This is a genomic window from Actinomadura madurae (genome assembly GCF_900115095.1).
In the GTDB taxonomy this organism is placed as follows: domain Bacteria; phylum Actinomycetota; class Actinomycetes; order Streptosporangiales; family Streptosporangiaceae; genus Spirillospora; species Spirillospora madurae.
Genome location: NZ_FOVH01000007.1, coordinates 29,458 through 54,688 on the forward strand (window position 1 = coordinate 29,458; position 25,231 = coordinate 54,688).

The following is a 25,231-nucleotide window of genomic DNA, read 5'->3' on the forward strand; positions in this document are numbered from 1 at the left end:
GATAGCACGTCGTCCCGGGCGGTGAAACTGGAGCGGCAGACCTGGGTCTCGGTGCCACCGATCCGCAAACGGACCCCTAGGCGTCGGCATAGACGAACGAGTCCTACAGGATGTGAAAGCTCAGGCCAGGACGCCAGGGATGGCGCCGCTGGCGGCGAAGAGGACCAGACCTCGCGGATCGCTGCGGAGATAGCGGAGCGGTCGAAACCCGATCGTCAATTGCCAGCCGATACCTGGAGCTGGCGCCAGCGGTCTTGCTCCGGTTGCCACCGCGTCGCCGATGCAGGACCGATTCGCGTGCGTCCTCCCAGTTCGGTGCGAGTTCGATCAACTCCGCAAGTGGACCTGAGAGGTGCCGGACAGGACGGTACGAGCCAAGGGCCCTGCCTGAACTTGCGGTTCGTCCCCCTGCTGCCTCCGTGATGTGCTGGTCCGATCGCCGGTTTCGGACTGCTCTTGATCGATGCCTTGCCAGGGGAAGGGAGCCAGGTCGGGTTCGACCCAGCCGGTGCGAGCTTGCGTGCTGGCCAGTGTCGTTGGGCGGTAGAAGCGGATGAGGAGGCGCTTGTCGAGCAGTGCGGGATGCCGGTCGATGAAGACGGCGAAGTCCGGGGTGGCGTGCTCGGCGACGTGGTGGGCCACCATTCCACCCACGCCCGGCTGACGGTGGCGTTGTACTTCTGCGGTAGTCCGGCATAGCGGGCGGTGCGCTGGATGCCGTCGCTGACCAAGCCGATCGCAGCCGGCATGCCGGCCCTGCGGACCGCCAACCAGGTCAGTAGCAGGTGGGCGCGGTGACCGAAGCGCTCGGTGGCGGCGGCCACCTCGGCCATCAACTCGTCGAAGAGCAATGCGGGCTCGGGTGTTGCGGAGCTGGTCGGGGTCATGCGGACACCTCCGCCAAGGCGCGCAGGACGGTATGGAAGCCCGCGATCGATTCCGGGGGCAGACCGCCCAGGGCCTGCTCCTCCAGTTCGGCCAGGGCCTGCCGGATGGTGCCTGCGGCCAGACGGCCGGAGGCGGTCAGATCGAGGTCGACCAGTCTCGCTGTGAGCCACCGGCTCGCCTGCGTACGGCGCTATGCCCCGCCTCACCCCGAGATGAAAGTGCACGTCGGTGGCGTCAGCAGTGGCCGGATTGCCGTGAGGGTCGGTGACTGCGGTCACGGTCAGGCCGGCGGCTGTGACCAGGGTCTGGAACGCGGCACGCGTATACCAGTGCAGCTTCCACGGACGTTCGTCGACGACGTCGTCCCCGCCGACGGCGTTCATAGCGCAGCAATGTCGTCTGCGTCCGCGCCGCCTCGTCCCGTTCCTCACCCACGACGGCCACCCGAAGCTCGGCGCCGTCAGGTGCGGTCGCCGCGCGTACCTGACCGATCTGCTCGGTCGGCGTCGGAGAGGGGATGAACAGGGGCACCAGGGCGGCACCGTCCTTGGCCAGGGTGAAGGTCGGTCTCGGGCGCGTGGGCGTGCCAGGCCATGTTGCACAGTGCCAGTCGAAAGAAGAGACGTGCGTTGGACACACGCTGGCTCTGAGATCGGCCTCCCAACGGATCTTGTTAGGGGTGTGCGCGGATGACGGTGACCGGGCAGTGTGCGCGGAGCAGCATTGCCTGGCTGACCGAGCCCAGGAGGAGCCCGGTGAAGCCGCCGCGCCCTCGGGAACCGAGGACCAGCAGGTCGGCGTGTACCGAGGCCTCGGCCAAAATCTTTACTGCCCTGCCGTGGACGGCCTCCGGCATCACGACGACATCGGGGTACTTGGCCCGCCATCCCGCGAGCGCCTCGCCGAGGACGCGCTCCTCCTCCACCGCGACGACGTCACGGTCGTAGACGAGTGGTCGCATGTCCCCCGGCCCGGTGGAGACCGGCGACGACCAAGCCAGCAGGGCACGCAGCCGCACCCCGCGCAGCGACGCCTCCTCGAAGGCGAAAGCGACCGCGTCGGACGAGCCCGGGGAACCGTCCACACCCACCACGACCTCCCGGTGCACGGAAGGCTTGGAGGCGCGGACGACCACGGCCGGGCAATGGGAGTGGGAGGCGACCTGCATCGCCACCGACCCCAGCACCAGCCCGGTGAGCCCGCCGGCCCCGCGCGAGCCGGTCACCACCATGCGGGCGTCCCGGGCCCGCTCGATCAAGACCTTGGCGGGCTGTCCGCCGGTCTGCTCACCCGTCACCTTGAGTCCAGGTACACGCTCCCGAGCGCGGGACACGCCCAGCTCGACGATGTCGCGGCCACCGTCCAGCAACTGTTCCCGGACCCGTGCGGCGCCCGGGTCCGTCGGGACGTCGAACAGCCACGGCGTGACGACGTACACCACGTGCAGCGACGCGCCCCGGCGGGCGGCCTCGTCGGCGGCCCAGTCGATCGCGAGACGGCCGGGCTCCGAACCGTCGTAACCGACCACGATCTCGTTCATACGGCTGCTCCCCGCAGCTCGCGGGCTATGTCCGCAGCCCACGCATCGACGCGGTCGCGGTCCCGGTAGTCGCCGCTGGTCCGCTTAGCGATCTTCGAGGCCAGGAAGCCCGTGGCATCGGACGTCAGGCGTCCACCGAAGGTGGTGTGGCCGCGGGCGTCCAGCCGGCGGGCGAACTTGGCGACTCCAGGCGCGGGAGGGATTTCCCGTTCTTCGGCGGTATGGTCCAGCGGGCCGCTGCTGAACAGCCACACCGGCCGGTCCGCCAGCGCATCGGCGTGGTGCCGGACGAAGCGCCGCGCCTCGCGGTGCCAGCGCCCCGCGTACAGGGCGCCGCCGACGACGACGGCGTCGTACCCGTCCAGGCTCGTGATCTCCCCGGCCGCACGTACATCAGCCTCCACACCCGCTTGGCGCAGGGCACCGCCGATCCAGTTGGCGATCTCGGCGGTTCCTCCGCGTTCGGAGGCGTACGCCACCAGCACTCGCGTCATGACGACTCCTTCACATCCGGGTCGTGTTCAGGGACGACCGCGACCGGGCGCGGTGCCTCGTGCAGCACGGCCCGGGTGACTGCTCCGAGCAGGGTTCGGGGGGACGATCCGATCCCGCGGTCGCCGACCACGAGGAGGATCGCGTCCCGGGCGTTGTCGGCGAGGACACGCTGGGCCCGTTCCACAACGAACCTCTGCTCCACGGCCACATCGGGAAAATGGGCCAGGGACGGTGCGACCGCGGCGGCAAAGCGTTCCTTCGCCTGCTTCTTGACCACCTGGGGGTCGGTGAACGGCAGCCGCTCAGGTCCGGGCAGCGCGGAAGGATCCCACCACGCGCACACCAGCATCACCGAGGCGTCCCGCAACCGCGCCTCCTTCAAGGCGAACCGCAGTGCCGCCACACTGGCCGGGGAACCATCGACGCCCACGACGATCCGCCGCGGGCCTTCCGCGCGCCCAGCAGCGGGAATGACGACCACGGGACGGTCGGCATGCGCCGGGACATGCACGGCAGTGGATCCGAGCGGGAGGCTGCCGAAGCCGCCGGCCCCCCGCGCGCCGATCACGACCAGCGAGGCGTCCACCGATGCTTCAAGAAGCGCTCCAGACGGACTGCCCTTGACCAACAGGGGCCGCACGTCCAGGCCGGGGACCGTCTCCCGCGCTATCCGGACACCTTCCTGCAGCGTCGCAGCACCCATGGTCCGGACGCTCTTCAGAGCGTCCTCATCCTCTGGGCGCGCCGGATAGTGCCAGCTCCAGGCGTGGCAGACCCTCAGAGGCACACCGCGCAGAGAGGCCTCGGCCGCCGCCCAGCACAGCGCACGTTCAGCGGCCGGTGAAGCGTCGAACCCGACCAGGACATCTCGTACGACCATCATCGTCACCTCCTCGCCTCCGAGCCTTGCCGCCAGGGAACGTGTCTTTCAGAGGCGTGGGTCGCTGATGCGAAGGACTTTCGGCCCTTGGGTCCCGCCCACGAACGGGCATCTACCATCGCTGCTGTTAAGCGACTCGGGCAGATTGAGGAGCTGACTACCCACCACAAAGCCGAGATCGTGAAGTCTGAGGACGTCAACGGGGTTTGCCTCCCGGCGTGTGGCTTGCTGCTGATCGAGGCGCGGCAGGTGGTGGGCCTTGAGCAGGGCTTTCGCGGTGGCGTGTGTCGCGGGCATTGCACGATCTCTAGGAAGGTCGCGGCGGATCTGGGGGTGGCGCACACACTGGGCGGAGACTGCGTGGCCGACATGGCCCCGTCTGCAATCCTCGCCGGAGTTGTTCGGGCCGGTGGTCTTGGAACCGACGGGTGGCACACATCGACACATGCCCCGTGTCCTTTTGCGCTCGTTCTCGTGGTGAGCAGGGCTCGGGCACTACGCGCCGCAGCGGGCCTCGCGGCATGTCAGTAGGAAAGTACGGAAATCGGCCCGCTTCCCGTCAGCTGGCCTGCCGTGCCAGAGCACCCGCGGGCGGCCGTCCCGCCCCACGGTCACATCAAGGGTGCCTGGTAGGAAACCGGCCGAGAACGCACCGAGGTCGACGGTATCCCGAGCAGAACAGTCGGCCACTTTGCAGGCGATCAGGACGGCCCTCCTGCGGGACGTATCGAAGGTGGCGATCAACGGCAGCCCGTCCGGTCCCAGAACCAGATCCGGCGCGTCGGAGGGGAGCCGGCCGGTGAGCGTGCGGGCGTCGACCGTGGCGCAGTCGGGAGTACGGCAACGCGCGAAACGCGCGCTTCCGGTTTTCGCGTCCCGGTAGACGAAGACCGGCCGGCCGTCCTGCGGGACCGCCATCTCGACGCCGCCCATCCAATAGAAGCGGTTCGGCCGCGATGTCTCTCCTTGACGCCATCGTGGCGAACTCGGGGCGACCGGGTGTCGCACGACCGTGTTCCGGCAGTCGGGGTCACTACAACTGAGAAGGGTGACGGCGCCCGACCAGTAGTCCTGGTAGGCGACGACCGGACGGCCTCCCGCGCCGACGGCGACCACGACCTGTTCGTGGTCGGGGTAATCATGTTCCGGGACCGCGACCTCCGTCAGAGTCCGGGACTCGGCACAGGCGAGGTCGGCACAGCGCAGCAGATGCAACGTCCCTTGCCGATCCCGCCGCTCCGTTTTGTCGAAAACCGCGACCAGCGCGCCCTGCTGAGAGGAGGTGATACCGACGGTCACGGCTTCGAAGTCTCCGCTCAACAGGACCGGAGCCTCATCCGGATCGATGCATCCCTGGGCCGTGCACCGCCTGAGCTTGAGCTGATCTCCCCTGCTCCCCTTATCCCACCGCTGGACGAAGACCCAGCTCCCGTCCGGTAGGACCGCATACGTCGGAACAACACCGACATCGCCGGGGAATGTGGACACGGACGTGCTCCGCGTGCAGTCCAGATCAGCACAGAGCCGAGCTCGGCCGCCGGACGTCGGCCACATCAGCGCGCCACCGCCTCCCAGCAAGGGACCGGGCAGGATCTGGTGGGAAACGGCATCGGAGCGAACGGGCTGCTCTTGAAGATCTGCAATCCCTTGCGGATTGACCTGCGGATACTTCTCAGAGAGAAATCCGGGTGCGACCAGCGCCGGAAGTGTCAGCGCCGCCAGGAGCAGTGTGCGCGCACGGCGCCGCGGCGGTACCGAGGCGCCCTCGGGGAACTGTGAGGTGACCAGTCTGAGAGGTATCGCGGACGGGACGACGCGCGATCCCCCACCCTTGAAAGCAGCAGAGGAAGGTTCGTCCGGCCACCACTGGTCCAGGGCGACCACCGTCAGAGCCGTCCCCTGCAGGATTGCGCCCACGGCACCACAGGTGATGGTCACGGTGATCTGGACCAAGTTGAGCTCGTCTCCACTGACCCGTGCAACGAGCCACGACGCACAGGCTCCGGGAAGCAGTGGCAGGGCGACCACGACCGCCATCAAGCGCACGAACATGCGCCCTCGCCTGCCCTCGACGATCTCCAGGGTCCGGGGGAACGCCTTGAACGGCCCCGTCCCTTCAAGGACCACGGTCGCGACGGTCAGCGGCAGCCTCCACAGAACCACCATGACCAGGCCCAGAACGATCAGGCCGGTCCACGAATGTCCCGTCTTGGCGGCGACAAAGCCGGCCAGCATGAGCGACAGCGCTGCGATGACCACCAACACGGTGAAGAGCACCAGCAGGGAGCCGGACCGCCGCAACACCAGACTCGCCGCCCGCCCTGGACGAAGGGGGCGGCCCAGCAGCGAACCCGCCGTCACGGCCACGGCCATCGCTACCAAGGCCAGGTGAGCCGTTGCGAATACCAAGGCCGCCACGAAGGCCGCGACCATAAGGCCTCTCGTGGCCTCGTACGTCTCAAGCCGGCCATCGATGATCAGGAACCGGTCGTTTAGAACCAGCAGGGAGACCGTTCCGACCAGAATCACCAGAGCAACGTTGACCAGTACTGTCGGCACCAGCAGTGAGGCAAGGTTCGCCAGCAGGTGCCGCCTCAGCAACACCACCACGGCCTCAAATTGCGGCGCCCTGAGCTCGGGCGCTCTGTCCTCCGGACCGGTGTCGGCGCTCTCATCCGAGAGGTCGTACTCGAGACTCTCTTGTTTCTCCATCGAGAACTACTGCCCGTCCACAGCCTCGGGGTCAAGACTCATCCTTGGCGAGGTCAGCATCCCGCAGCGTGCCTACCGGCGACCCCGTCATGATCAGACCGGGAGATCACTCCCCCGGTTCCATCGACTCTCGCCCCGGTCCGGCCCTACCGGATGGAGATCTCCACCCGCATCGGGTCCGACCACATAATGGTGATCAGCTTCCACTCGATCACCTGCCGCCGGCCGTCCTGATCTGCGAGCAGGGCGTCAATGTGCTGGTATCGCACTTCGGGTCGAAGGCTGGTAGAGAGCCCGGACGCTCGCCCGCAGTTCCCTCACCGCCCGCGGCTCGGCGGACGCGAGCCCCCAGACCGCGCATCCCGTCCGCCTATGTGTCCGCGCGCACCAGGCAGAACCAGACGCCGAGGCGTCATGCAACAGGGTGTCGATTTAGGTATCGACCAGGGTGCTAACCGTGGTCAGGACCTTCCGGTTCTGAGCGTTCTTCAGCTTCGGGTCCGGCCCTGGCCGCGGCCCGAGTTCCTCAGCGGGCGGTTCGAGAGCCCGGGGCGACCGACCCGATGCCCACGATGATGCGGCACTTTATTGGAATCCGCTTCTAAATGTTCGCGGACCCTTGGCCCGTTCCGGCCACCGCACCTGGAGGAGGCGGAACGAGGAATGCCGCTAATGGATCTTCGAAAATCCCCTCTTTATTACTCTGAACGAAGAACGTCCTCAAGTTCGGCTATGTCCGGAGTGTCACCGCAATAGGACGCTGACCTGGGAAGATCCCCAGGCCAGGACGGCGGATACAGGTAGTGACCGTCCAGAAGTGGCCGTGGATCAAATGCATCCCAGGCACACGTGGAAAACCCGGAGATGCGGCCGCCAATGGCAATTCGAATGGTGTTCTGCTGCTAGGTTTCCGCACAGGGGGAACTGTTTCCTGGGGAGTAGCAAAATGCCCGACAAGCAAGAAATGATCGATTCGAGGGACCGTTCCGCTTCGCCGGTCTTCGTGGATGTGACGGGGCGCCGCCGCAGGCGCCTGCGCCGGCTCGGCTATGCGGCCGCGGCCGTGTGCGGGGGTTACTCGATCATGATCGGCATCAGCCTGATGGGCGGACCGGTCAGCCCGCAGACGCTGCTGCCGAAAATGGTCGGGGGCGGCGAGACCAAGGTCACGCCGAGCTCGAAGCACCGGCCGCCGCCCGACGACGGCCCCGGGGCGCTTCCGCCGCCCCGGCCCTCCTGGCCCGCCCGGACGCCCGGAGCTCCGCCGACGGCGCCCCGGGCGTCCGGGAGCACGCCCTCCGGGGCCGTGCCGTCCCCGTCGAAACCCGATGGGCGGCGCACCGGGCCGCAGGCCCCGACCAGCTCGCCGGCCACACCGCCGAGCCGGTCGGGCGGCACTCCGCCGGCGACGCCGCCGACGGACTCGCCGAGCCCGCCCGCGAGTCCTCCGGAGACCGGCGACCCGGCCGGCGTGGACGAGCGGCGCGACACCGTCGAGGCCGAACCGCAGGCGGCGGCCGCCACGCCCTCCGTCGCCGGAAGCGACCCGACCGCGCCCGCGGCCGGAGCCCAGGGGTGAAGGCGGCCGTCCTCACGCCCCTGCGTCCACGATGGCTGCTGACGGTCATGGCGTCCCTGGCCTTCGCCTGCGTGCTGTTCGCCCACGGCCTGGTGAACGCGGAATTCGGCGCGGACGGGAACGCGGCCCCGCCCGGCAACTCGGCGACGGTCCCGCAGAACGTCCGGGCGGGCGGGCCCATCATCGGCGCCGGCGCGAAGCGATGGCAGTTCCGCGTACCGGACCGGACGGTCATCCTCACCTTCGACGACGGTCCCGACCCGGAGTGGACGCCGAAGATCCTCGATGTACTCGACCGGCACAAGGTGCACGCCTCGTTCTTCGTCGTCGGCTCCAAGGTGACCGAGCACGCCGGCATCGTCGAGCGCATGCACAGGTCGGGCCACGAGATCGGACTGCACACGTTCACGCATTCCGACCTCTCCACGGTGCCCGGCTGGCGGTTCGGCATGGAGCTGTCGCAGAGCCAGCTCGCGCTCGCCGGAGCGACGGGCGTGACCAGCGCGCTCGCGCGGCCGCCCTACTCCTCCACGGCGGACGCGGTCGACGACAACCAGTGGAGGGTGCTGCGGGGCCTCAGCGACGACGGTTACACCACGGTCCTCACCACGCTGGACTCCAAGGACTGGCAGCGTCCCCCGGTGAGCCGGATCGTCGCCAACTCCACCCCGGCCGGCCACCGCGGCGAGGTCATCCTGATGCACGACGCGGGCGGCGACCGGTCCCGCACCGTCGCCGCGCTGGAACGGCTGATCCCGCGGCTGCGCGCGCAGGGCTACCGCTTCGCGACCACCGCGGAGGTCATCGGCGAGTCGCAGGCGAACCCGCCCGCCGCGCGCGGCCAGCACTGGCGCGGCGTCCTCCTGGTCGGCATCGTCGGGGTCGCGGGCGCCGTCGTCTCCGTCCTGGCCCTGATCCTGCTGATGGTGGGGGCGCTGATGGTCGTGCGGCTGCTGCTCATGGTGGTGGTGGCCCGCCGGCACGCACGCATCCGGCGCCCGGGGCGATGGTCCTGGGGGCCGCCCGTGACCGAACCCGTGTCCGTGGTCGTCCCCGCCTACAACGAGAAGGAGTGCATCGCCGACACGATCCGGTCCCTGGTCCGCGGCACCCATCCGGTCGAGGTGATCGTCGTGGACGACGGCTCCACGGACGGCACCGCCGACGTCGCCGAGTCGCTCGCCCTGCCGGGCGTGCGGGTGATCCGGAAACCGAACGGCGGCAAGCCCTCCGCCCTCAACGCCGGGATCGCCGCGGCCCGCTGCGACCTGGTCGTGATGATGGACGGCGACACCGTGTTCACCCGCGACACCGTGCGCCGGCTCGTCCAGCCGTTCGCCGACCGGCGGGTCGGCGCGGTGGCCGGCAACGCCAAGATCGCCAACAGGAACTCGATGCTCGGCCGGTGGCAGCACATCGAGTACGTCATCGGTACGAACATCGACCGCCGCGTGTACGACCTGCTGCGCTGCATGCCGACCGTTCCGGGCGCGGTCGGGGCGTTCCGCCGGTCGGCCCTGCGCAGGGTCGGCGGGGTCAGCGACGCCACCCTCGCCGAGGACACCGACCTGACCATCGAGCTCATCCGCGCCGGATGGCGGGTGGTGTGCGAGCCGTCCGCGGTCGCCTATACCGAGGCGCCCTCCACGATCGGCCAGCTGTGGCGGCAGCGGTACCGCTGGTCGTACGGGACGATGCAGGCGATGTGGAAGCATCGGCGCGCGGTGTTCGAACGCGGTTCGTCCGGGCGGTTCGGGCGCTGGGGCCTGGCGCATCTCGCCCTGTTCCAGGTGACGCTGCCGCTGCTCGCGCCGCTCGTGGACGTCCTGCTCGTCTACGGCATCCTGTTCCTCGACCCGGTCAAGACGATCGCCGCCTGGTGTGCCGTCCTCGGCGTCCAGCTGGCGGGCGCTTCCTACGCCTTCCGCCTGGACCGCGAGAAGGCGCGCGTACTGTGGGCGCTGCCCGTCCAGCAGATCGTCTACCGGCAGCTCATGTACGCGGTCCTCATCCAGTCGATCATCACAGCGGCCGGCGGCATCCGGCTCGGCTGGCACAAGCTGCAGCGCACCGGCGGCCTGGACGCCCTCGTCAGCCAGAACCGTTCGTGACGCCTCCGATGGGGAACCGCAGCAGGTCCGTTCCGCTCATCCTGGGCGGCGCCGCCCTGCTCGCCGTACCGTGTTGCCACACCTCGGGCGGCGCGGGCCCGCCGGGCCCGCGCCCGCCGTACTCGGCCTCGCCGGCCCCGCCCGGGCCGGCGGGGCCGGACCGGGGCGCCCGAATACGCCTCGACCAGGTCGGCTACCTTCCGGACGACTCCAAGCGGGCATATCTGATGACGGCGCCGACCGGGCGGATCCGCTTCAAGGTCGAGAACGCCAGGGGTCGGACCGTCCTCACCGGGACCCCCGGACGACGCACCGGCTCGTGGAACGCGGCCTTCCCGTCCGTGCGCGTCCTGGATCTCACCCGGCTGACGGATCGGGGCACCTACCGCGTGGCGGTCAGCGGCCCCGGCGTGCGGGCGCACTCCCCCTGGTTCCGGGTCGGCCCGGCCGCGGAGGTGCTCGGGCCGCTGCTGCCCCGGCTGCTGCGGTTCTTCCAGGCCCAGCGGGACGGCCCCGACGTCGTTCCGTCGGTGCTCGGCCGCCGGCCGTCCCATCTGGCGGACCGCGCGGCCACCGTGTACCGGCCGCCGCGCCATCGCAACGGTGAACTGGTGGGCGGGCTCGTCCCGGTGCCCGGCGCCGCGACCGTCGATGTGTCCGGCGGCTGGGCGGACGCGGGCGATTTCCTGAAGTTCACCACCACCGCGTCCTACTCCACCGCCGTCCTCTACTACGCCTACCGCGCGGTGCCGTCCGAGCCGGCGCTGGCGGCCGAGGCCGACCACGGCCTGAAGTGGCTGGACAAGATGTGGGACGAGCGGACCGGCACCCTGTACGCGCAGGTCGGCATCGGCATCGGCGGTACCGGGTACCTCGCCGACCACGATGTCTGGCGGCTGCCGGAAAGCGACGACATGCGGCGGGTCGGACGCGGCGACCCCGGATACCTGCTGCGGTACCGCCCCGTCTTCCGCGCGGCCGCCCCGGGCGCGCGGATCAGCCCGAACCTCGCCGGCCGCGTCGCCGCCGCGTTCGCGCTCGCGGCGCAGATCCGCGCCCGGGACGATCCCGGGGCCGCCCGCCGCGCACTGGAACGGGCGGCGAGCATCTATGCCCGCGCGGACACCGCTCCCGGCGGGGGCCTCGTCACCACCTTCCCGCACGAGTTCTACCCAGAGACGTCCTGGGCAGACGACCTGGAATTCGGGGCGGTGGAACTGGCACGGGCGGCACGGGCCCTCGGGGATCGCCGGGCCGACGGCTGGCTCCGCCAGGCGGCGCACTGGGCCGCCACCGTCCTCGGATCGGTCGAGCAAGGGCCTTTGGGCATCAGCGATGTCAGCGTGCTGGCCCACACCGACTTAATCGAAGCCCTCGACCAGAGCGCCTCGAACCTCGGCATCGGCCGGGACGAACTGGTGGCGGCCCTGAAGCAACGGCTCGACGCCGCCACCGCGAAGGCCACCCGCGATCCGTTCGGGGCGGCCGCGGATCCAACCGTCTCCGACTCGGCCGCGACCAGCTTCGGCCTGGCCAGCACCGCCCTGCTCTACCGCCGGGTGAGCGGCGACACATCCTACGACGCGATCGGCACCGGGCAGCGCGGCTGGGCCCTCGGCGCGAACGCGTGGGGATCGTCGTTCGTCATCGGCGCCGGGACCAGCTATCCGCGCTGCCCCCAGCACCAGGTCGCCAACCTGACCGAGGGCGCCGTCCTCGAAGGAGCCGTCGTCAACGGCCCCAACGCCGCCGCGGCCTTCCGGAACACGGACGTACTCGACGACATGCGGCCCTGCGCGGTCCCCGGTTTCGCCCAGTACGACGGACGCGGCAGCCGGTACATCGACCAGATCGGCGCCTGGCAGAGCATCGAACCAGCGGACGACTACACCGCCGCAGCGATCCTCACAACAGCCCTAGCAACCACCCTCGCCCCACCGACCAGACGCCCCAGACGCAGGTGAAACGGGAGCTGACCAATTGACCTGAGACGCTGTGCTCCGGTAAACGGTCCAGGTCCCCGCCGTCACCCCATGCCCCCCGCCAAAGCAGCAGCCCAACAATGGGGCCACCCCATATATTGCCCACCAGGACCAGCGCCGCCGCCTCCATGGCCTCGCCCGCCACGGCAGCAACACGGCGTTCCCGCCCTCGGCATCATCGCGAAAGCCGGGGTACAGCACGAACTTCACCGAACCTGGCGAACTCCACTTCAGAACGCCGTCTTCGATGAGGAATGCGCGGCCGGACTGGTCTGAGCAGCCGGGGCCGGAGGCCGATGGGCAGCAGCACGGCGGCCGTTCCGGAAGGCCGGCCTGGGCGGCGGCGCCGGAGCCGGACGATGGATCTCTGACGCCGAGGCCGCCGAAACCACTTTCACCCGTTCACCTCCGTGAAGACTCCAGGTGCCGTGGCCCATACCAGGACGCGACCTCGTTCACTAGCGTGGTCATCGCAGCTGGGCATTCGGAGGTCGAAGTGCTGCGTGTTCATTTCACGGATCGGGATCTTGCGCGAGTTCACGTGGCCACGACGTTGGACCCCTTGTGGGAAACGTTGCTCGGGCTGCATCAACTGAGCGCGCCAGGTCCTGGTCTACCGGTCTTCACGCCCTGGCGGCGCCGTGCCCGGGAGGCGTTGGGGGAACAGGGCGTGCTCGGTGCAGCGCAGATGCTGTCCGCTCTCGCCCCGGCACGAGCGAGTTACTGGCCGGACCTCCTCACCCCCTCCGAGTCGGCCGACGGGCTTGAAGCAGGCCTGGAGGCCCTGCGGTCGACGCCGCAGCGAAGGATGAAACATGAACTGGCTCGAGCCGCGCAGAGGCGCCGACTGCCCACCTGGTGCGAGCAGTTGGCCACTGACAAGCAGCGACTGGAGGACGTCGCGGAGGCGTTCCGGGTGGTGTATCGCACGATCATCGCGCCCGGCTGGGCCGAGCCGGCGATGACCACCGAGACCGATCGAGCCATACGTACCCGCGCACTGCGCGACAGGGGCGTCCACGGGCTGCTCCACTCCTTCCGGCCGATGATGGACTGGCGACCACCCGTCCTGCATGTGCGCTATCCGATGCCCCTGGAAATCCACCTGAACGGCCGGGGTCTGCGCCTGATCCCTTCGCATTTCTGCTGGCGCATCCCCGTGTCGTTGGCAGACCCGGAGTTGCCACCGACCTTGGTCTACCCGGTCGAACACCCGACGTCATGGGCCCCCGCCGTCACCCGAGCCCGCACTCCGGAGGCTCTTGCCGCGCTACTCGGCCGCACGCGTGCCCGTGTGCTGGCTGCGCTGGAGACCACGGCGACAACCGGCGAACTGGCCCGGCGGCTGGGCATCTCGCCGGCGTCGGCCAGCGAGCACATCGGAGTACTCAGGGACGCCGACCTGGCGCACAGCCAGCGGGTCGGCGGGTACGTGGTCCATACGCTCACACCACTTGGCACCGCGCTGCTGCTGGGCGAAATTCCGCCGGCTCCCCAGTGGGACTGACGATTTCGGTCTGGACCGAAATCGCTCGCGGCCGTGCTACCTCATAAGCAGACTGAGGCCACATCTCACCGGGCAACGGCGGAATCAGGGGCTTGTGCAGCACGCCGACCTTGAGAGTTCCTGGCCGGCCCGGCGATGGGTCACGGAACGAACTCACCATCCGCCGGGCCGCCCGCTGAAACAGGGCTTGGACGGCCCGTGCCGGACACGCACGAGGAGACGCGATGCGACGAGGGCGGGGCTGGGATGGCTTGTTCGATTTGGCCGGGCGCAATCTGGCTGTCGTCGGGGTGGCGTTCGCAGTCTTCTTCTTCCTCCTCCCCGGCGCGAACAGACCATTGGGGTGGGGGGCCGCCTATGCGTTCGGGGCATCCACCGCTGTCGAAATCCACAGCTCCTGCGAGATCGAGACCCTCGTCAGAGGCGGGAGCGTGGGCAGGAGCACCGGCAAGTGTGATGGTGCGACCTGGACGGTCGACGGGCGGACGCGCAGTGGCACGCTGTACGCGAGCTCAGATGAAATCGACCGTACTTCGGCTGGAGACCCGAAGTTCGTCGGTGAGGCGAAAGCATTTGGCAGCCGGGTGTACGGCCGCCCGGGAACCAGTGTGATCGTCCTCGATCTGACCCTGGTCACCGCCGCCGGGACCGGCGTACTCGTCCTGTTCGGATGTGTTGTGGCCGCCGCACTGTCTTTCCGGCGCCCGCGCGAAGCGGACACGTCGGAGACGGCTGATTCTACGATCCCCGGACGCGTCTTCATCGCCGAGCTCGTGCTCATTGCATTGGCCGCCGGCGCCTTCGCAATCTTCGCCGGTTGGCTTTAGCGGAGGTTTTCCCACTAATGATCACTTCTGGATCCCGTTGAGGGCGCTGTGCTACAGAGACATGCCGGCGTTATTTGAATTCGGCGGTGGTGTGCTCGTTCAGGACCCGGACGCTGTGCAGGAGATCCCCGTTCCGGCGGCGGTGGCCGGCTTGGAGGCACGCCGGGCGTTCACCCACGGTGACCTGGAATAATCGAGAATGCAAGGTTAGGGACACCATCATGGACGACAGGGAGACCCGGCGGGCAGCGGAGATACGAGCGCGTCGTGAAGAAATCCTCGAACTGCCGACTGCGGAGTTGCAACATCGCGGGAAACTCGAGCCGCCCATGGACGGTGACGTGCTCATCGACGTCTCCGTTTCGCCGCTGGGCGACGCGGTGGCGTTGTGGGCGCAGCCTGCGGAACACGAGGAACTGTTCGCCAAGGACGTCTGGGCGAACGGCGTGCGCGCACCGCGGACCAAACTGCCCCGGCCGGTCACCGCACGTTTCGTCCGGTACGGACGGAAGCCGATCGTCGTCCCGCTGCAGACGGACCTGGCTGTGCCACTGGTGCAGGTGCTCTCCGGCGACCGGGTCCTCGTGGTCGGCGCACGCTGCCGACATCGCGGCGGTGAAGGGCCGGAGCACAATGCCGCCATCTACGACAAGCAGGGGCACCTGCGGGCGACAGGAACACTCGGCGACGGCATCGAGCGCATCCGCACGGATGTCGGCGATGGCATCTGGGTCGGCTACGGCGACGAGGGAATTTACGGGAACTTCGGCTGGGGCGGTCCAGAAGGGCCGGAGCCGATCGGGCAGCGGGGCCTAGCCCGATTCACCGACGGTCTGGCAATCGATCGGAGGTTTCCCGTGGGAACCGCGTGGCCTCTTCCAGTCGAGGCCTGCGGATTCACCCTGGTGGGAACGACCGCCTGGGTGACTTACCACAACGGACGCGAGGACCTGGTCGTCCAATTCGAGGAGGCCGGCCGTCTTGAGGGATGGGCCCTGGAAGACACGTCAGGTGGCACGGCGGTGCCGGTGGGCCCGGCGGTGGTGCTGGTAGGCGGACAGCATGGGGAGCATGACCTGCTCACGGTCGTTGACCTCGCCGATGCGCCGCCGCGGCCGGGCCCCCAATACCGGCTGAGCCTGCCCGACGACGCTGAACTCGGTGCGTACTCCTGGCACGAGCACCGCAACACACTGCACGTCTTCACCGATACGACGTGGTGGACCGCTGAACTGCTTCCTGACATAAGGCCTTCAGGCCGCATAGCCCTGCACACCGACAGCGAGGACCCGCAAGAGACCCGTTATATACGAGCACGTCAGGACGAGAACTACGTGCAATGCGTCAGAGAACTGCTGGGCATGAAGGTCTGGCTCCCGGTCAAGGGACCGCAGCGCGACTTCATCGTCACACACCGCGGAAACAACGGTCTTGTACGCGCGTACACCTCAGCCGAGCGCGCTGCCGTAATGGCCGGTCCGGACATCGATCCCACAGCCGCTGTGAAGCGCCGCTTCTGGAATCTGGTGGGGGGCTGGCGTCATCCCGACATCGGGCTGGTGATCAATCCGGACAGTGCATCAGAGTTCCAGATTCCAGTGAGTCTGTTCGGGCGGGTACGCGAGATCATGGAGAAGATCCTCCCTGGAACCGCGAGCCAAACCGCAGATGCCCGCACGGCCCAGTCGGAGGAAAGCAGAACCGGCCCCTCTCGTGTCTTCCGGGGCGACGCACCCTCGGAGATCGACGGATTCCGGTTCGCGCGGCTGGTGGATGACATCGGCGAGGACGGACAAGGGGTCCTTGCCCCGGAGCGCAGCAGGATCGACGATCCGCAGGAACGGCAAAGGATTCTGGACTACCTGCGCGGGGGCACGCCGGTCATGCTCGTACCCGGCTTCACAGCCGATCTCCTCGACCCGGCGAGGCGGCAGGCGGTACCCATGAGCACGCGTACCGACGGCCGTTGGGTGTGGAGTGACGGAACCGAGTACTACCTGGAGATCTATGGAATCGCTCCGGAACCCGATTTCTACCTGACCATCCGGGAAGCCGGGTATACCTGCCCCCGCGTGCCGGACCAGGTAGTGCATAAGGCAGGCCACGCGACGACGGAGCGCCACCGCATCGTCAATGAGCAACACCGCCGACACAGAGAAGGAGATGCATGACGGGCTAAAGCTCCAAGGGCCGCTGCATGCCTCGTTTCGACGGCTTGCTCTGGACCACCATCCGATCCGCCTGAACGAGCCTTCGCGGGACTCCCGGTCACGAGGCCCCCGAATTACGTGCCGCACGCACTGGTGTGACCCACCACCAGCGCGTGACGGGCTCCACCGCTTCTGCTTCTCTCGGCGCCTCTGTGACGCAAGCCGCGCCCTGCTCTATGCTATTGCATATCGCAATCATCTGGAGGGGGCTTGTATGCCTGACGCACCCAAGGCCAGCGCCGAGGGGGTCCTTGAGACCTTCCCCGAGCTGCGGGACATCGGCGACGAGGCGCTGCGGGAGTCGGTCGTGGAGATCTGGCTGGAGGTGCTGGAGGAAAGCGGCTGGGACGCGGTCTCGCAGGTGCCCAAGCATCCCTACAAGGTTCCGGCCAGCGTGACTCTGGTCGACCACACCCGGTCGGTGACGCAGATGGCCGTGGCGGTGGCCGAGGTGGCGGAGCGGGTCCAGGGCATCGCGTTCGACCGTGACCTGCTGATCGCGGCCGCCAACCTGCACGATGTCAGCAAGCTCCTGGAGTTCGAGCCGTCGGAGAGCGGTGGGCAGGCCTCACGCTTCGGGCATCTGATCCAGCACGGCTTCTTCGGGGCGCACAAGATGTGGGAGAAGGGCCTGCCGCTGGAGATGGTGCACAACGTGATCGTCCACACGACCACCTCGCGGTATCTCCCGCAGACATGGGAGGCGGTGATCGTCCATTACGTCGACTACCTCGATTCCGACGCGCTGAACCTGGTTCACGGGGTCCCGCTGAACATCAAGAAGTAGACGCCCGGGAACGCGAAAGCGGGCCTGTCCCCCACAGGGGGCAGGCCCGCTGTCGACGAGGGCGAAGGGGATCACGACGGTCCCGTGCCGGTCCGCGTGGATCATTCCGGACCTGCTCAGGGCCGGGCGCTCTCCGCCAGCAGCCGGTCGGGCACCTCGAGCATGGCGAGGGGCACGTGGTGCTGGCCGGCGTGGACGTCCCGGTCGTGCAGGCTCGCCTGGGACACCGGCCGCGGGAAGGAGATCTTGACGACGTTGAGCGAGGCGATCCGGAAGATCCGGATGTCGCGAGCCGGAATGCCGTAGAGCCGGCCGACCACCTCCTCGTTGAGGAAGACGGCGTCGGAGGCGATGCGGTAGCCCGCCTCGTCGCGCATGAAGGCCTCGAGGGTCACCCAGAATGGGCCGGCGTTCTTCGACCTCACCTCCAACGCGTAGTCGGCCAGGCGGGGGCGCGGGGTCTCAGGCATGGACGTCCTCTTCAAGGTGCATGCGGAACAGTTCGGACTCGGTGTCGACGTCGACGACATGGTTGAGCACGAACTCGTACTTCGCTCCCCGCTCGACCTCGGCCGGCGACGTCGGGAAGGCGAAGCTCGGGAGGTAGGCCATGTCCGGCAGCGGCAGGTGGAGCATCAAGGGGTTGGCGACCTTGGCGACCGCGGTGGCGGTGGCCTGGTCGGCGGCGTTGACCAGGAGCATCACGCCGACCTCGCGAACCGGGCGCCGGTCGGGGTCGATGGCGCCGAGGACCGCGTCGTGGCCGTAGAGGCGCAGGTCGTAGTCGAACTGCTCGCGCGTGAGACCGATGGTCTGCTGGACGCGATCGGTCAGGGCCCGGTCCATGAACGCCGACCACTCGTCGATGCGCGCCACGATCTCGGGGTCGCGGATGCCGACGAAGGACATCGTCTCGTAGCCGCAGATCCTGGCGCCCTCGAGCTTGACGGTGAGCTGGTCGGCCTCCAGGAACCGCGAGCCCTCGACCCGCACGCGCCGGTCGTCGAGGGCGGCGTAGGCGGCGTCGGTGACGTCGAGGGTTCCGGCGGGCTCGCGCATCGAGAACGGGTCGGCGGTCTCGTAGAGCATGTGCGCGGCCACCGAGATCGGCGTGCAGGCGGTGCCGGGGTCGAGCGGCTCGATCTCGAACCCGTTCACGTCGATGGTGGCGATCACCCCGCTGCTGCGGGGGTTGGTCGTGCACTGGCCGCCGCACTCGACGATCTTCGCGGCATGCCACGCGGGCGCGGCGGGCATGCCGCGCATCAGGGGGACCGCCGCCGCGGCCGCCGTGTCGGTGGCCCGGCCGGCGAAGACGACGTCGGCACCGGCCCGGATCGCCTCGACGAACGGCTCGTGGCCCATCACGCCGACGATGTGCGTGCACTCGCCGAGCACCGCCGCGTCGAGCGGGCCCATCGGCGCGAGCGGATGGATCGCGCCCGCGGCGAGTTTGCGCTTGAGGTCCTCGGCGGTCTGCTCGGTGTAGATCCGGGCGATCTTCAGATCGAGCCCCTCGTCGAGCAGGATCTTCTCGGCGATCCCGGCGACCCAGTCGACCCCGGAGTCGGTGCCGGACGTACCGCAGGAGCCCACCAGCAGCGGGATCCTCGCCTCGGCCACGGCCTTGAGCAGGATCCGCAGGTCCCGCGCTATCGCGGCCTCGGCCGTCTTGGCGACGCCCTTGCCCAGGTAGTAGGGCCCGGAGTCGGTCGACCCGCCGTCGACCGAGATCACGTCGGCTCCCAGGGCCAGCCCCCGGGCGACGGCGGCCGGGTCGAACCCGGCTCCGAGCATCCCCGTGGGCGACATGACCGTCACCTTGGAGGGGGTCTGCGCGTCTTCACTCAACTGTCGTCTCCTAGCTCTCGCCGCGCTCGGTCGGCACCTGGACGGGCACCTGTTTCGCGTTGTCGGTGGGCTGGTCGCCGGCCTCCGGCGCCGGCAGAAGGCGTAGGGCGTCGGGTGGGAGTTCCACCGTCAACTCGGTCGCGTCCACCCGGCGAAGCGTCGCGACCGTGAGCGCGAGGCCGTCGACGCGCAGCGTGTAGCGGTAGTGGTCGCCGAGGTAGGAGACCGACTCGACCTTCCCGGTCACTTCGTTGACGCCGCTGCCGGAGCGGTCGCCGTCCATCATCTGGATGGACTCGGGCCGGATCGAAAGCGCCACCGGGCCGGGCGGCGCGCTCGGGGCGGCGACCTGGAGCGGCTGGGCGATCCCGGCCGTCCGCACCAGGGTCCGGCCGCCGGCGCCGAACTGGAGGACGTCTCCGGCGAGCAGGTTGGTGGCCCCGACGAAGTCGGCGACGAACGGGTCCGCCGGGTGCTCGTAGACCTCGGTCGGCGTCCCGATCTGGTGGATGACGCCCGACTCCATCACCACGATCCGGTCGCTCATCGAGAGCGCCTCGTGCTGGTCGTGGGTGACGAAGATCGTCGTGACGCCGATCTGCCGCTGCAGTGCCTTGAGCCACTCGCGTGCGCGGTCGCGCAGCTTGGCGTCCAGGTTGGAGAACGGCTCGTCGAGCAGCAGCAGGTGCGGCGGATGCGCGAGCGCGCGGGCCAGCGCCACCCGCTGCTGCTGACCGCCCGACAACTGGTGGGGATAGCGGTCGGCCAAGCGATCGAGCTCGACGAGTTCGAGCACCTCCATCACCCGCTCGCGTCGCTGTTTCCTGCCGACCTTGCGGAGCTTGAGGGGGTAGCCGACGTTGTCGGCGACGGACATGTGCGGCCAGATCGCGTAGGACTGGAAGACGACGCCGAAGTTGCGCTGCTCGGGTTCCAGATGAACGCCGCGGCCGTCGAAGAGCACCTGGTCGCCGAAGCGGATGGTGCCCGAGTCGGGACGGTGGAGGCCGGCGATCGACCAGAGCGTGGTGGACTTCCCGCAACCGCTGGGGCCGAGGAGGGTGAGAATCTCACCCTCGATGACGGTCAGGCTCAGGTCCTTGAGGACCACGTTGTCGCCGAACCTCTTGGTCAGCCCGTCGAGGACGAGTTCAGCCACGGGGCTTCACCTCGAAGAGGGCGCGTCCGGCCCCGAGGACGACGAGCGTGATGATCATTTGAATCACTCCAAAGGCGGCGACGGTCCCGCCCGTGCTGGTCGCTGCGAGCTGCAGCATCGTGAGCCCCAGGACCGGGGTCTTGTCGGTGACGAGGAAGACGGCCGGCTCGGCGTCGTTGAGCATGGAGACGAACAGCAGCACGAAGGAGGCCGCCATCGCCGGGAGCACGAGCCGGAGCACAACGGTGCGCATCGCCTGCCACCAGGTCGCGCCCGACGTCCGGGCCGCGTTGTCCAGGTCGCGGCCGATGGCGGCGAGCGCCGGGTAGAAGGCGCTGTAGCCGAGCGCCAGGCTGCGCACCGCGAAGGCGATGCCCATGCCCCACAGGCTCGAGCGGACCCAGCCGGACGGGTCGAGCACCACGAAGGACCAGAAGAAGGCCATGCCCGTGATCAGGCCGGGCATCATGCGGGGCCAGACCATGCCTCGCTGCAGCGAGCCGCGGAAGCGGAACTCCGAGCGGTGCGCGACCATCGAGAGCGCGGCGATCACGAGCGTGGTGAGAGCGCCGCCGACGGTCGCGATCAGAAGGCTGTTGGTCAGCGCACGGGTGTAGATCTCGTTGTCGAAGACCGCCGAGAAGTTGGCCGTGGTGAGCACGCTCCAGGGGTTGACCAGCGGCGTGAAGATCGTGGTGAAGGCGCACAGCACGACGCCGAAGAGCGGCACCAGGACCATGGCGACGAGGCCGACGGCGATCACCGCGCTGACCGCCCAGCGCGCCGGTCCGAGCTTGACGGTGCGTCCCTCGGTCGGCTTGCCGGTGACGGTGGTGAAGCGGCTCAGGTCGCCGGCGAGCCGGTTGCGGGCGACGAGCAGCAGCGACACCAGGGCGAGCAGGACGACGGCGCCGGCCGACACCAGGCCCTGGCGCGGTGTCGACGACGCGCTCCAGTTGTCGTAGAGGTAGGTCGAGATCATGTCGATGTTCTTGGAGAACCCGAGCACCAGCGGCAGGCCGAGAACCTCGATGGAGAGCGCGAAGACCAGCAGCGAGGAGTTGAGGATCGCGGGTCGCAGGAGAGGAACGCTGATCGAGAGCACCGCCCGGACCGGCGACGCGCCGGTGGTGCGCGCGGCGTCCTCGAACGACGGGTCGATGCCCTCGATCGCGCTGCGGCAGAACAGGAAGACCACCGGCGCGGCCACGCTGATGCCGACCAGCGCCATGCCGGGGACGCTGTAGAGGTCGATCGGCATCTTCAGGAAGGTGTGCAGGTCCAGCCAGGACGAGGCGAACCCGCTGGGCGCCCACATCAGGCTCCACCCGAGAATCAGCACGATGCCGGGCAGCATCACAGGTAGGAGCAGCAGCATGCCGAAGACACGGCGCCCCGGGACGTCGGTGCGAGTGAACAGCACCGCGCAGGCCACGCCGATCGCGACGGAGCCGACCGTGTTCAGCGCCCCGAAGACCACGCTGTTGCGGACCGCCGTCCACCACGCCGGATCGGAGAGGAGGTCACGGTAGTTGGCGATGGTGAGGTGGCCGCCGCCCTGATAGAGCGGCGTCGACCAAAGCGAGGCGACGACGACCGGAACGATGGGACCGACGAGCAGCACGAGCGCCGCGGCCCACAGCAGGTAGTGCGACACCCCCGTGGACACCAGACGCCGCCGTACGGCTCCGCCATGAGCGGTGAGCGCGCTCACCCGGTGTACCTCTCCATAGACCTCTCCTCCAGCCAGGCCGGCGTCGATCTCGTCAGATGCTACTTGCTATAGTGAATTCGTCAAGGCTGATCTGAGACCCACTTCACTTCTCCTCGCCGTCCCGCCGTCCACGCCGAGACGGGCGGACGCACCAGGTCACGGCGCGTTGGAGTCGCCGCGCGGCCCGACGGCGGCCCAGCTCGGCGGCGTCCGCCTCGACCCGACGCAACTGTTCGCCGGAACCGATGGCGCCGGGTCTTCGCGCGATCTTCGGTGGTGTGCCCAGAACGGGGCACGAGCACTCGAAGCAGGCCTTTGCAATGGCCCAGGTAGGCGCTGAGAGCGCGCCCAGCACCTGGGCGAACGGCAAGCCGGTCGGCCGCGTGATCCAGCACCAGCTTGAGGCAGTCGTTATCGGCGTGCTCGGCTTGTTGGGAGTGTCGGCGGCGGCTTACCGCTTGCGGTGGGCCAGTCTCGGCTCGTTGCCGGCGTGGCTGTGGTCGCGCATGAGTTGTTCGGCGCGGTCGGCGTCATGGGCCGCGATCGCCTCGTAGATGGCGCGGTGCTGCTTGAAGCGCTCAGCGACCACGCCCGGCTCTTGCTCGATCTGGTCGAAGAGGGCGGCGCGACGCTCCTCGTAGTTGAAGGCGTCGACCATATGGAGCATGTGGATCAGAGTGGTGCTCCCGCTGGCCCGGTCGATGAGGGCGTGGAACTCGCGCATCACCTGCCGGACCCCTTCGACCGCGGCGCGGTCACCGGCATCCGCCTGCTCGGCCAGCCGCTCGGCCCGTTCGAGCAGGCCGAGCAGTTCGGAGATCTGGCCGTCGGTGGCGTTCTCCGCGGCGAAGCGTGCGGCCAGCGCTCGCAAGGTGTCCTCGATGACGGTGATCTTGCGCAGCTCGCCGGCGTCGAACTGTGCGATCCGGACCGAGCGCGGGCCCACCCGCTCGACCAGGCGGTCCTGTTCGAGGCGCCGCAGGGCCTCGCGCACCGGGGTCGGGCTGATGTTGAGCATGTCCGCCAGGCCCCGCTCGGTGACCTTCGCGCCACGCTTGAGGTTGCCCGAGACGATCGCCTCCCGGACCGCCGCGTAGGCGCGGTCGCCGATCGTCGGCGTCGGCGCCAGCCGCTCAAGCTCCCCCATGATCGACCTCTCTGCTATGGCACATGGTATATCGGTTGATCATATCCGAGAGCCATGCGCCGGTCAGTCAAACGAGCTTGACGACCAGGTGTCATCGCGCGTCTACGGTGATGCGCGCCTCCGGTCCGAAGCCGCAGGACGTCTCCCGCTCCTCGACGACGGCGGGACCCTCGATCACCGTTCCGGGGGTAGCGCGTTGCGGTCGTCAACGTGGTCTCCAGGTCGCCGTGCCTCTCGAAATGGACCCGCCGGGTGCCGCGCACCGCCTCGCCCGAGGCGGGCCGGTAGGCCAGGTCGATGTGCGAGCCGGGCAGCGTCGCGGTCATCCGCCAGCTGATCACCTCGGGCGCCCGTCGGCGATCGTCCTGCCGAAGGTGGAGGCGTAGGCCGCCAGGAACCGGTCGCGGATCGCCTCGACGGCACCGGGTCCGAACGCCACGTCGGGCAGCGGGACCTCGATCTCGTAGCCCTGGCCGACGTACCGCATATCGGCCGAACGGCTGATGACGATCTTGTCGCCGAACTCGTCGGCGCCGGCCAGGAGCGCCCTGGCGCGTTCCTCCATGTCGGCGAAGAGCCCGCCCACGTGCGGCGGCCATGCTGTCGGCCGCGATGCTCTGGATGCCGACGGCGGCCTCGGTCACGTCGATGCCGAGTGGTTCCGCCACATGGGACTTCAGGGCCGCCCGCACGTCGGTGCCGACCAGGCTCATCTCGCCGCCCGGGAAGTGGTCCGGGTCGAGGCGTCCGGTGACGAGGGGCCCGGGTCCGATCCCGCGCTGCGGGGCCCGACCTTGAGCAGGCCGAGGTCGTCGAGGCCGGCGATCGAGCCGCCGCCCGCGCCGATCTCGATCATGTCGACCACGGTGAGCCGGAGCGGGAGCCCCGACCCGGGCTTGAACTTGTCCAGCCGTCCGGCCTCGAACCGGTGCGTGAGGGTCGGCGTGCCGTCCTCGACGACGCTCATCTTGGCGGTGGTGCCGCGACGTCGAAGGCGATGATCTTGTCTTCGCCGATCGTGCGGGCGACGTAGGCCGCGGCGATCGCGCCGGCGGCGGGCCCGGACTCCAGGAGCTTCACCGGGAACGCCTTGGCCTCGTCCACGGTGGTGAGCCCGCCGCTCGTGGGCCGGGTTGCGATAGGAGTGGAGGAAGGCGACGGCGAGGGCCTCGACGTGATGCTCCTCCAGCAGCGTGCGCACCGCACCGAGGAGGGCCTCCTCATCGAGGGCGAGGTGCTCGGTGCCGTCGGCCAAGACCCGTTCGGGGATGTCCGAGCGCCGGTTCCGGGGCACGAGGACGGGCGCCGGACGAGCGAAGAGGTTCTCGGTGTCGAACCGGACCTCGCCCCCCATCTCGAGCACATCGCGGAACCCCTCGGTGGTGATAAGTCCGATCTCGGCGCCGGTCCTCTCCAGGACGGTGTTGGTGATCAGGGTGGTGCCGTGGACGATCGTCGCGACGTCGTCCCATCCGATCGCCGACTCCTGCAGGAGGCGTTGAATGCCCGCCAGGACCCCGCGCCCGGGGTCGTCGGGGTGGTGAGCAGTTTGCCGGTGCGGGTGATCTGGCGTGACTCGTCGTGGAGGACGAGATCGGTGAACGTCCCCCCGATGTCGACGCCGACGCGCGCGGTCCTCGCTGGCCTCACTGGGTGTTCCTTTGCGGGTCGTGGCCGGGGTAGTCACGCGCGGCGGCCTCGGGGGTGAGGTACCCGAGGCGGACGTCGGCGGTGACGGCGGCCGGGTCGCGTTGATCGGCGAACCCGAAGCCCGCGCCGCCGGCGAACAGGAGGTCCACCGTGACGTCGGGCGCGAGCGGTGTGACCGGCTTGACCGGCGAG

21 protein-coding genes and 2 pseudogenes are annotated in these 25,231 nt (G+C 69.0%); 6 read left to right on the plus strand and 17 right to left on the minus strand.

Annotation, left to right across the window (positions count from 1 at the left end; all coding sequences use genetic code 11):
• Nucleotides 1–327: 327 nt before the first annotated feature.
• From BM339_RS50725 to BM339_RS49950, 7 genes are all read right to left on the minus strand, one after another.
• The gene (locus tag BM339_RS50725) at nucleotides 328–654 is read right to left on the minus strand and encodes a hypothetical protein (protein WP_218163707.1); all 327 of its coding nucleotides are present in this window, start codon (nucleotides 652–654) and stop codon (nucleotides 328–330) included.
• Between the two features lie 907 nt (nucleotides 655–1,561).
• Nucleotides 1,562–2,428, minus strand: coding sequence for a universal stress protein (locus BM339_RS20395; RefSeq protein ID WP_075021873.1), 867 nt, complete (start codon nucleotides 2,426–2,428; stop codon nucleotides 1,562–1,564).
• A complete protein-coding gene (locus BM339_RS20400; RefSeq protein ID WP_075021874.1) occupies nucleotides 2,425–2,922 on the minus strand; it encodes a flavodoxin domain-containing protein in 498 nt (165 codons plus the stop codon). The genes BM339_RS20395 and BM339_RS20400 overlap by 4 nt, the downstream gene beginning before the upstream one ends.
• Nucleotides 2,919–3,806 carry a universal stress protein gene (locus tag BM339_RS20405; RefSeq protein ID WP_083597783.1) on the minus strand — a complete coding sequence of 296 codons (888 nt, stop codon included), beginning with the start codon at nucleotides 3,804–3,806 and terminating at the stop codon, nucleotides 2,919–2,921. Before BM339_RS20405 ends, BM339_RS20400 begins: the two co-directional genes overlap by 4 nt.
• A gap of 492 nt (nucleotides 3,807–4,298) precedes the next feature.
• Entirely contained in the window at nucleotides 4,299–6,515 is a 2,217-nt protein-coding gene (locus BM339_RS20410) for a hypothetical protein (protein WP_075021875.1), read from the minus strand.
• A 146-nt stretch (nucleotides 6,516–6,661) separates the two neighbouring features.
• On the minus strand, nucleotides 6,662–6,784 hold the full coding sequence (locus tag BM339_RS51520) for a hypothetical protein (protein WP_021593765.1): 123 nt from the start codon (nucleotides 6,782–6,784) through the stop codon (nucleotides 6,662–6,664).
• An 805-nt stretch (nucleotides 6,785–7,589) separates the two neighbouring features.
• The gene (locus tag BM339_RS49950) at nucleotides 7,590–8,039 is read right to left on the minus strand and encodes a phage tail tape measure protein (protein WP_177287738.1); all 450 of its coding nucleotides are present in this window, start codon (nucleotides 8,037–8,039) and stop codon (nucleotides 7,590–7,592) included.
• Nucleotides 8,040–8,090: 51 nt separating this feature from the next.
• On the opposite strand from BM339_RS49950, the gene BM339_RS20420 reads away from it, so the two are divergent.
• The 6 genes from BM339_RS20420 (at nucleotide 8,091) to BM339_RS20445 (ending at nucleotide 17,518) form a co-directional block, all read left to right on the plus strand.
• Entirely contained in the window at nucleotides 8,091–10,205 is a 2,115-nt protein-coding gene (locus BM339_RS20420) for a bifunctional polysaccharide deacetylase/glycosyltransferase family 2 protein (protein ID WP_075021877.1), read from the plus strand.
• Nucleotides 10,202–12,169: a glycoside hydrolase family 9 protein gene (locus BM339_RS20425; protein ID WP_143118526.1), complete on the plus strand. Its 1,968-nt coding sequence runs from the start codon at nucleotides 10,202–10,204 to the stop codon at nucleotides 12,167–12,169. The genes BM339_RS20420 and BM339_RS20425 overlap by 4 nt, the downstream gene beginning before the upstream one ends.
• A gap of 481 nt (nucleotides 12,170–12,650) precedes the next feature.
• On the plus strand, nucleotides 12,651–13,694 hold the full coding sequence (locus BM339_RS20430; RefSeq protein ID WP_218163708.1) for an ArsR/SmtB family transcription factor: 1,044 nt from the start codon (nucleotides 12,651–12,653) through the stop codon (nucleotides 13,692–13,694).
• Between the two features lie 224 nt (nucleotides 13,695–13,918).
• Nucleotides 13,919–14,521, plus strand: a complete 603-nt coding sequence (locus tag BM339_RS20435; protein ID WP_075021880.1) for a hypothetical protein — start codon at nucleotides 13,919–13,921, stop codon at nucleotides 14,519–14,521.
• Nucleotides 14,522–14,742: 221 nt separating this feature from the next.
• Complete coding sequence (locus tag BM339_RS20440) at nucleotides 14,743–16,692, plus strand: SseB family protein (RefSeq protein WP_143118528.1); 1,950 nt, start codon at nucleotides 14,743–14,745, stop codon at nucleotides 16,690–16,692.
• A 253-nt stretch (nucleotides 16,693–16,945) separates the two neighbouring features.
• Nucleotides 16,946–17,518 (plus strand): HD domain-containing protein, encoded by a 573-nt coding sequence (locus BM339_RS20445; protein WP_021592054.1) that lies wholly within the window; start codon nucleotides 16,946–16,948, stop codon nucleotides 17,516–17,518.
• Nucleotides 17,519–17,634: 116 nt separating this feature from the next.
• Here the strand turns inward: BM339_RS20445 and BM339_RS20450 are convergent, their stop codons facing one another.
• The 10 genes and pseudogenes from BM339_RS20450 to BM339_RS49955 all read right to left on the minus strand — a co-directional run bounded on the left by BM339_RS20450 (nucleotide 17,635) and on the right by BM339_RS49955 (nucleotide 25,188).
• Nucleotides 17,635–17,988, minus strand: a complete 354-nt coding sequence (locus BM339_RS20450; protein WP_075021882.1) for a DUF4387 domain-containing protein — start codon at nucleotides 17,986–17,988, stop codon at nucleotides 17,635–17,637.
• Complete coding sequence (locus tag BM339_RS20455) at nucleotides 17,981–19,369, minus strand: acyclic terpene utilization AtuA family protein (RefSeq protein ID WP_218163709.1); 1,389 nt, start codon at nucleotides 19,367–19,369, stop codon at nucleotides 17,981–17,983. The genes BM339_RS20450 and BM339_RS20455 overlap by 8 nt, the downstream gene beginning before the upstream one ends.
• Before the next feature lie 10 nt (nucleotides 19,370–19,379).
• Entirely contained in the window at nucleotides 19,380–20,528 is a 1,149-nt protein-coding gene (locus BM339_RS20460) for an ABC transporter ATP-binding protein (RefSeq protein ID WP_075021883.1), read from the minus strand.
• Nucleotides 20,521–22,197: an ABC transporter permease gene (locus tag BM339_RS20465; protein WP_143118530.1), complete on the minus strand. Its 1,677-nt coding sequence runs from the start codon at nucleotides 22,195–22,197 to the stop codon at nucleotides 20,521–20,523. Before BM339_RS20465 ends, BM339_RS20460 begins: the two co-directional genes overlap by 8 nt.
• A gap of 496 nt (nucleotides 22,198–22,693) precedes the next feature.
• Entirely contained in the window at nucleotides 22,694–23,389 is a 696-nt protein-coding gene (locus tag BM339_RS20470) for a GntR family transcriptional regulator (RefSeq protein ID WP_021592060.1), read from the minus strand.
• A gap of 337 nt (nucleotides 23,390–23,726) precedes the next feature.
• Nucleotides 23,727–23,975 carry a hypothetical protein gene (locus tag BM339_RS50730; protein ID WP_075021885.1) on the minus strand — a complete coding sequence of 83 codons (249 nt, stop codon included), beginning with the start codon at nucleotides 23,973–23,975 and terminating at the stop codon, nucleotides 23,727–23,729.
• A gap of 61 nt (nucleotides 23,976–24,036) precedes the next feature.
• A pseudogene (locus tag BM339_RS50735) lies at nucleotides 24,037–24,356 on the minus strand (hydantoinase/oxoprolinase family protein); the annotation flags it as partial.
• Nucleotides 24,353–24,613 (minus strand): hydantoinase/oxoprolinase family protein, encoded by a 261-nt coding sequence (locus BM339_RS52645; RefSeq protein WP_256255402.1) that lies wholly within the window; start codon nucleotides 24,611–24,613, stop codon nucleotides 24,353–24,355. The pseudogene BM339_RS50735 and the gene BM339_RS52645, both read right to left, overlap by 4 nt.
• Nucleotides 24,510–25,039, minus strand: a pseudogene (locus BM339_RS52650) (hydantoinase/oxoprolinase N-terminal domain-containing protein); the annotation flags it as partial. The pseudogene BM339_RS52650 and the gene BM339_RS52645, both read right to left, overlap by 104 nt.
• Nucleotides 25,036–25,188: a hypothetical protein gene (locus tag BM339_RS49955; RefSeq protein WP_177287739.1), complete on the minus strand. Its 153-nt coding sequence runs from the start codon at nucleotides 25,186–25,188 to the stop codon at nucleotides 25,036–25,038. The pseudogene BM339_RS52650 and the gene BM339_RS49955, both read right to left, overlap by 4 nt.
• Between the last annotated feature and the right edge of the window lie 43 nt (nucleotides 25,189–25,231).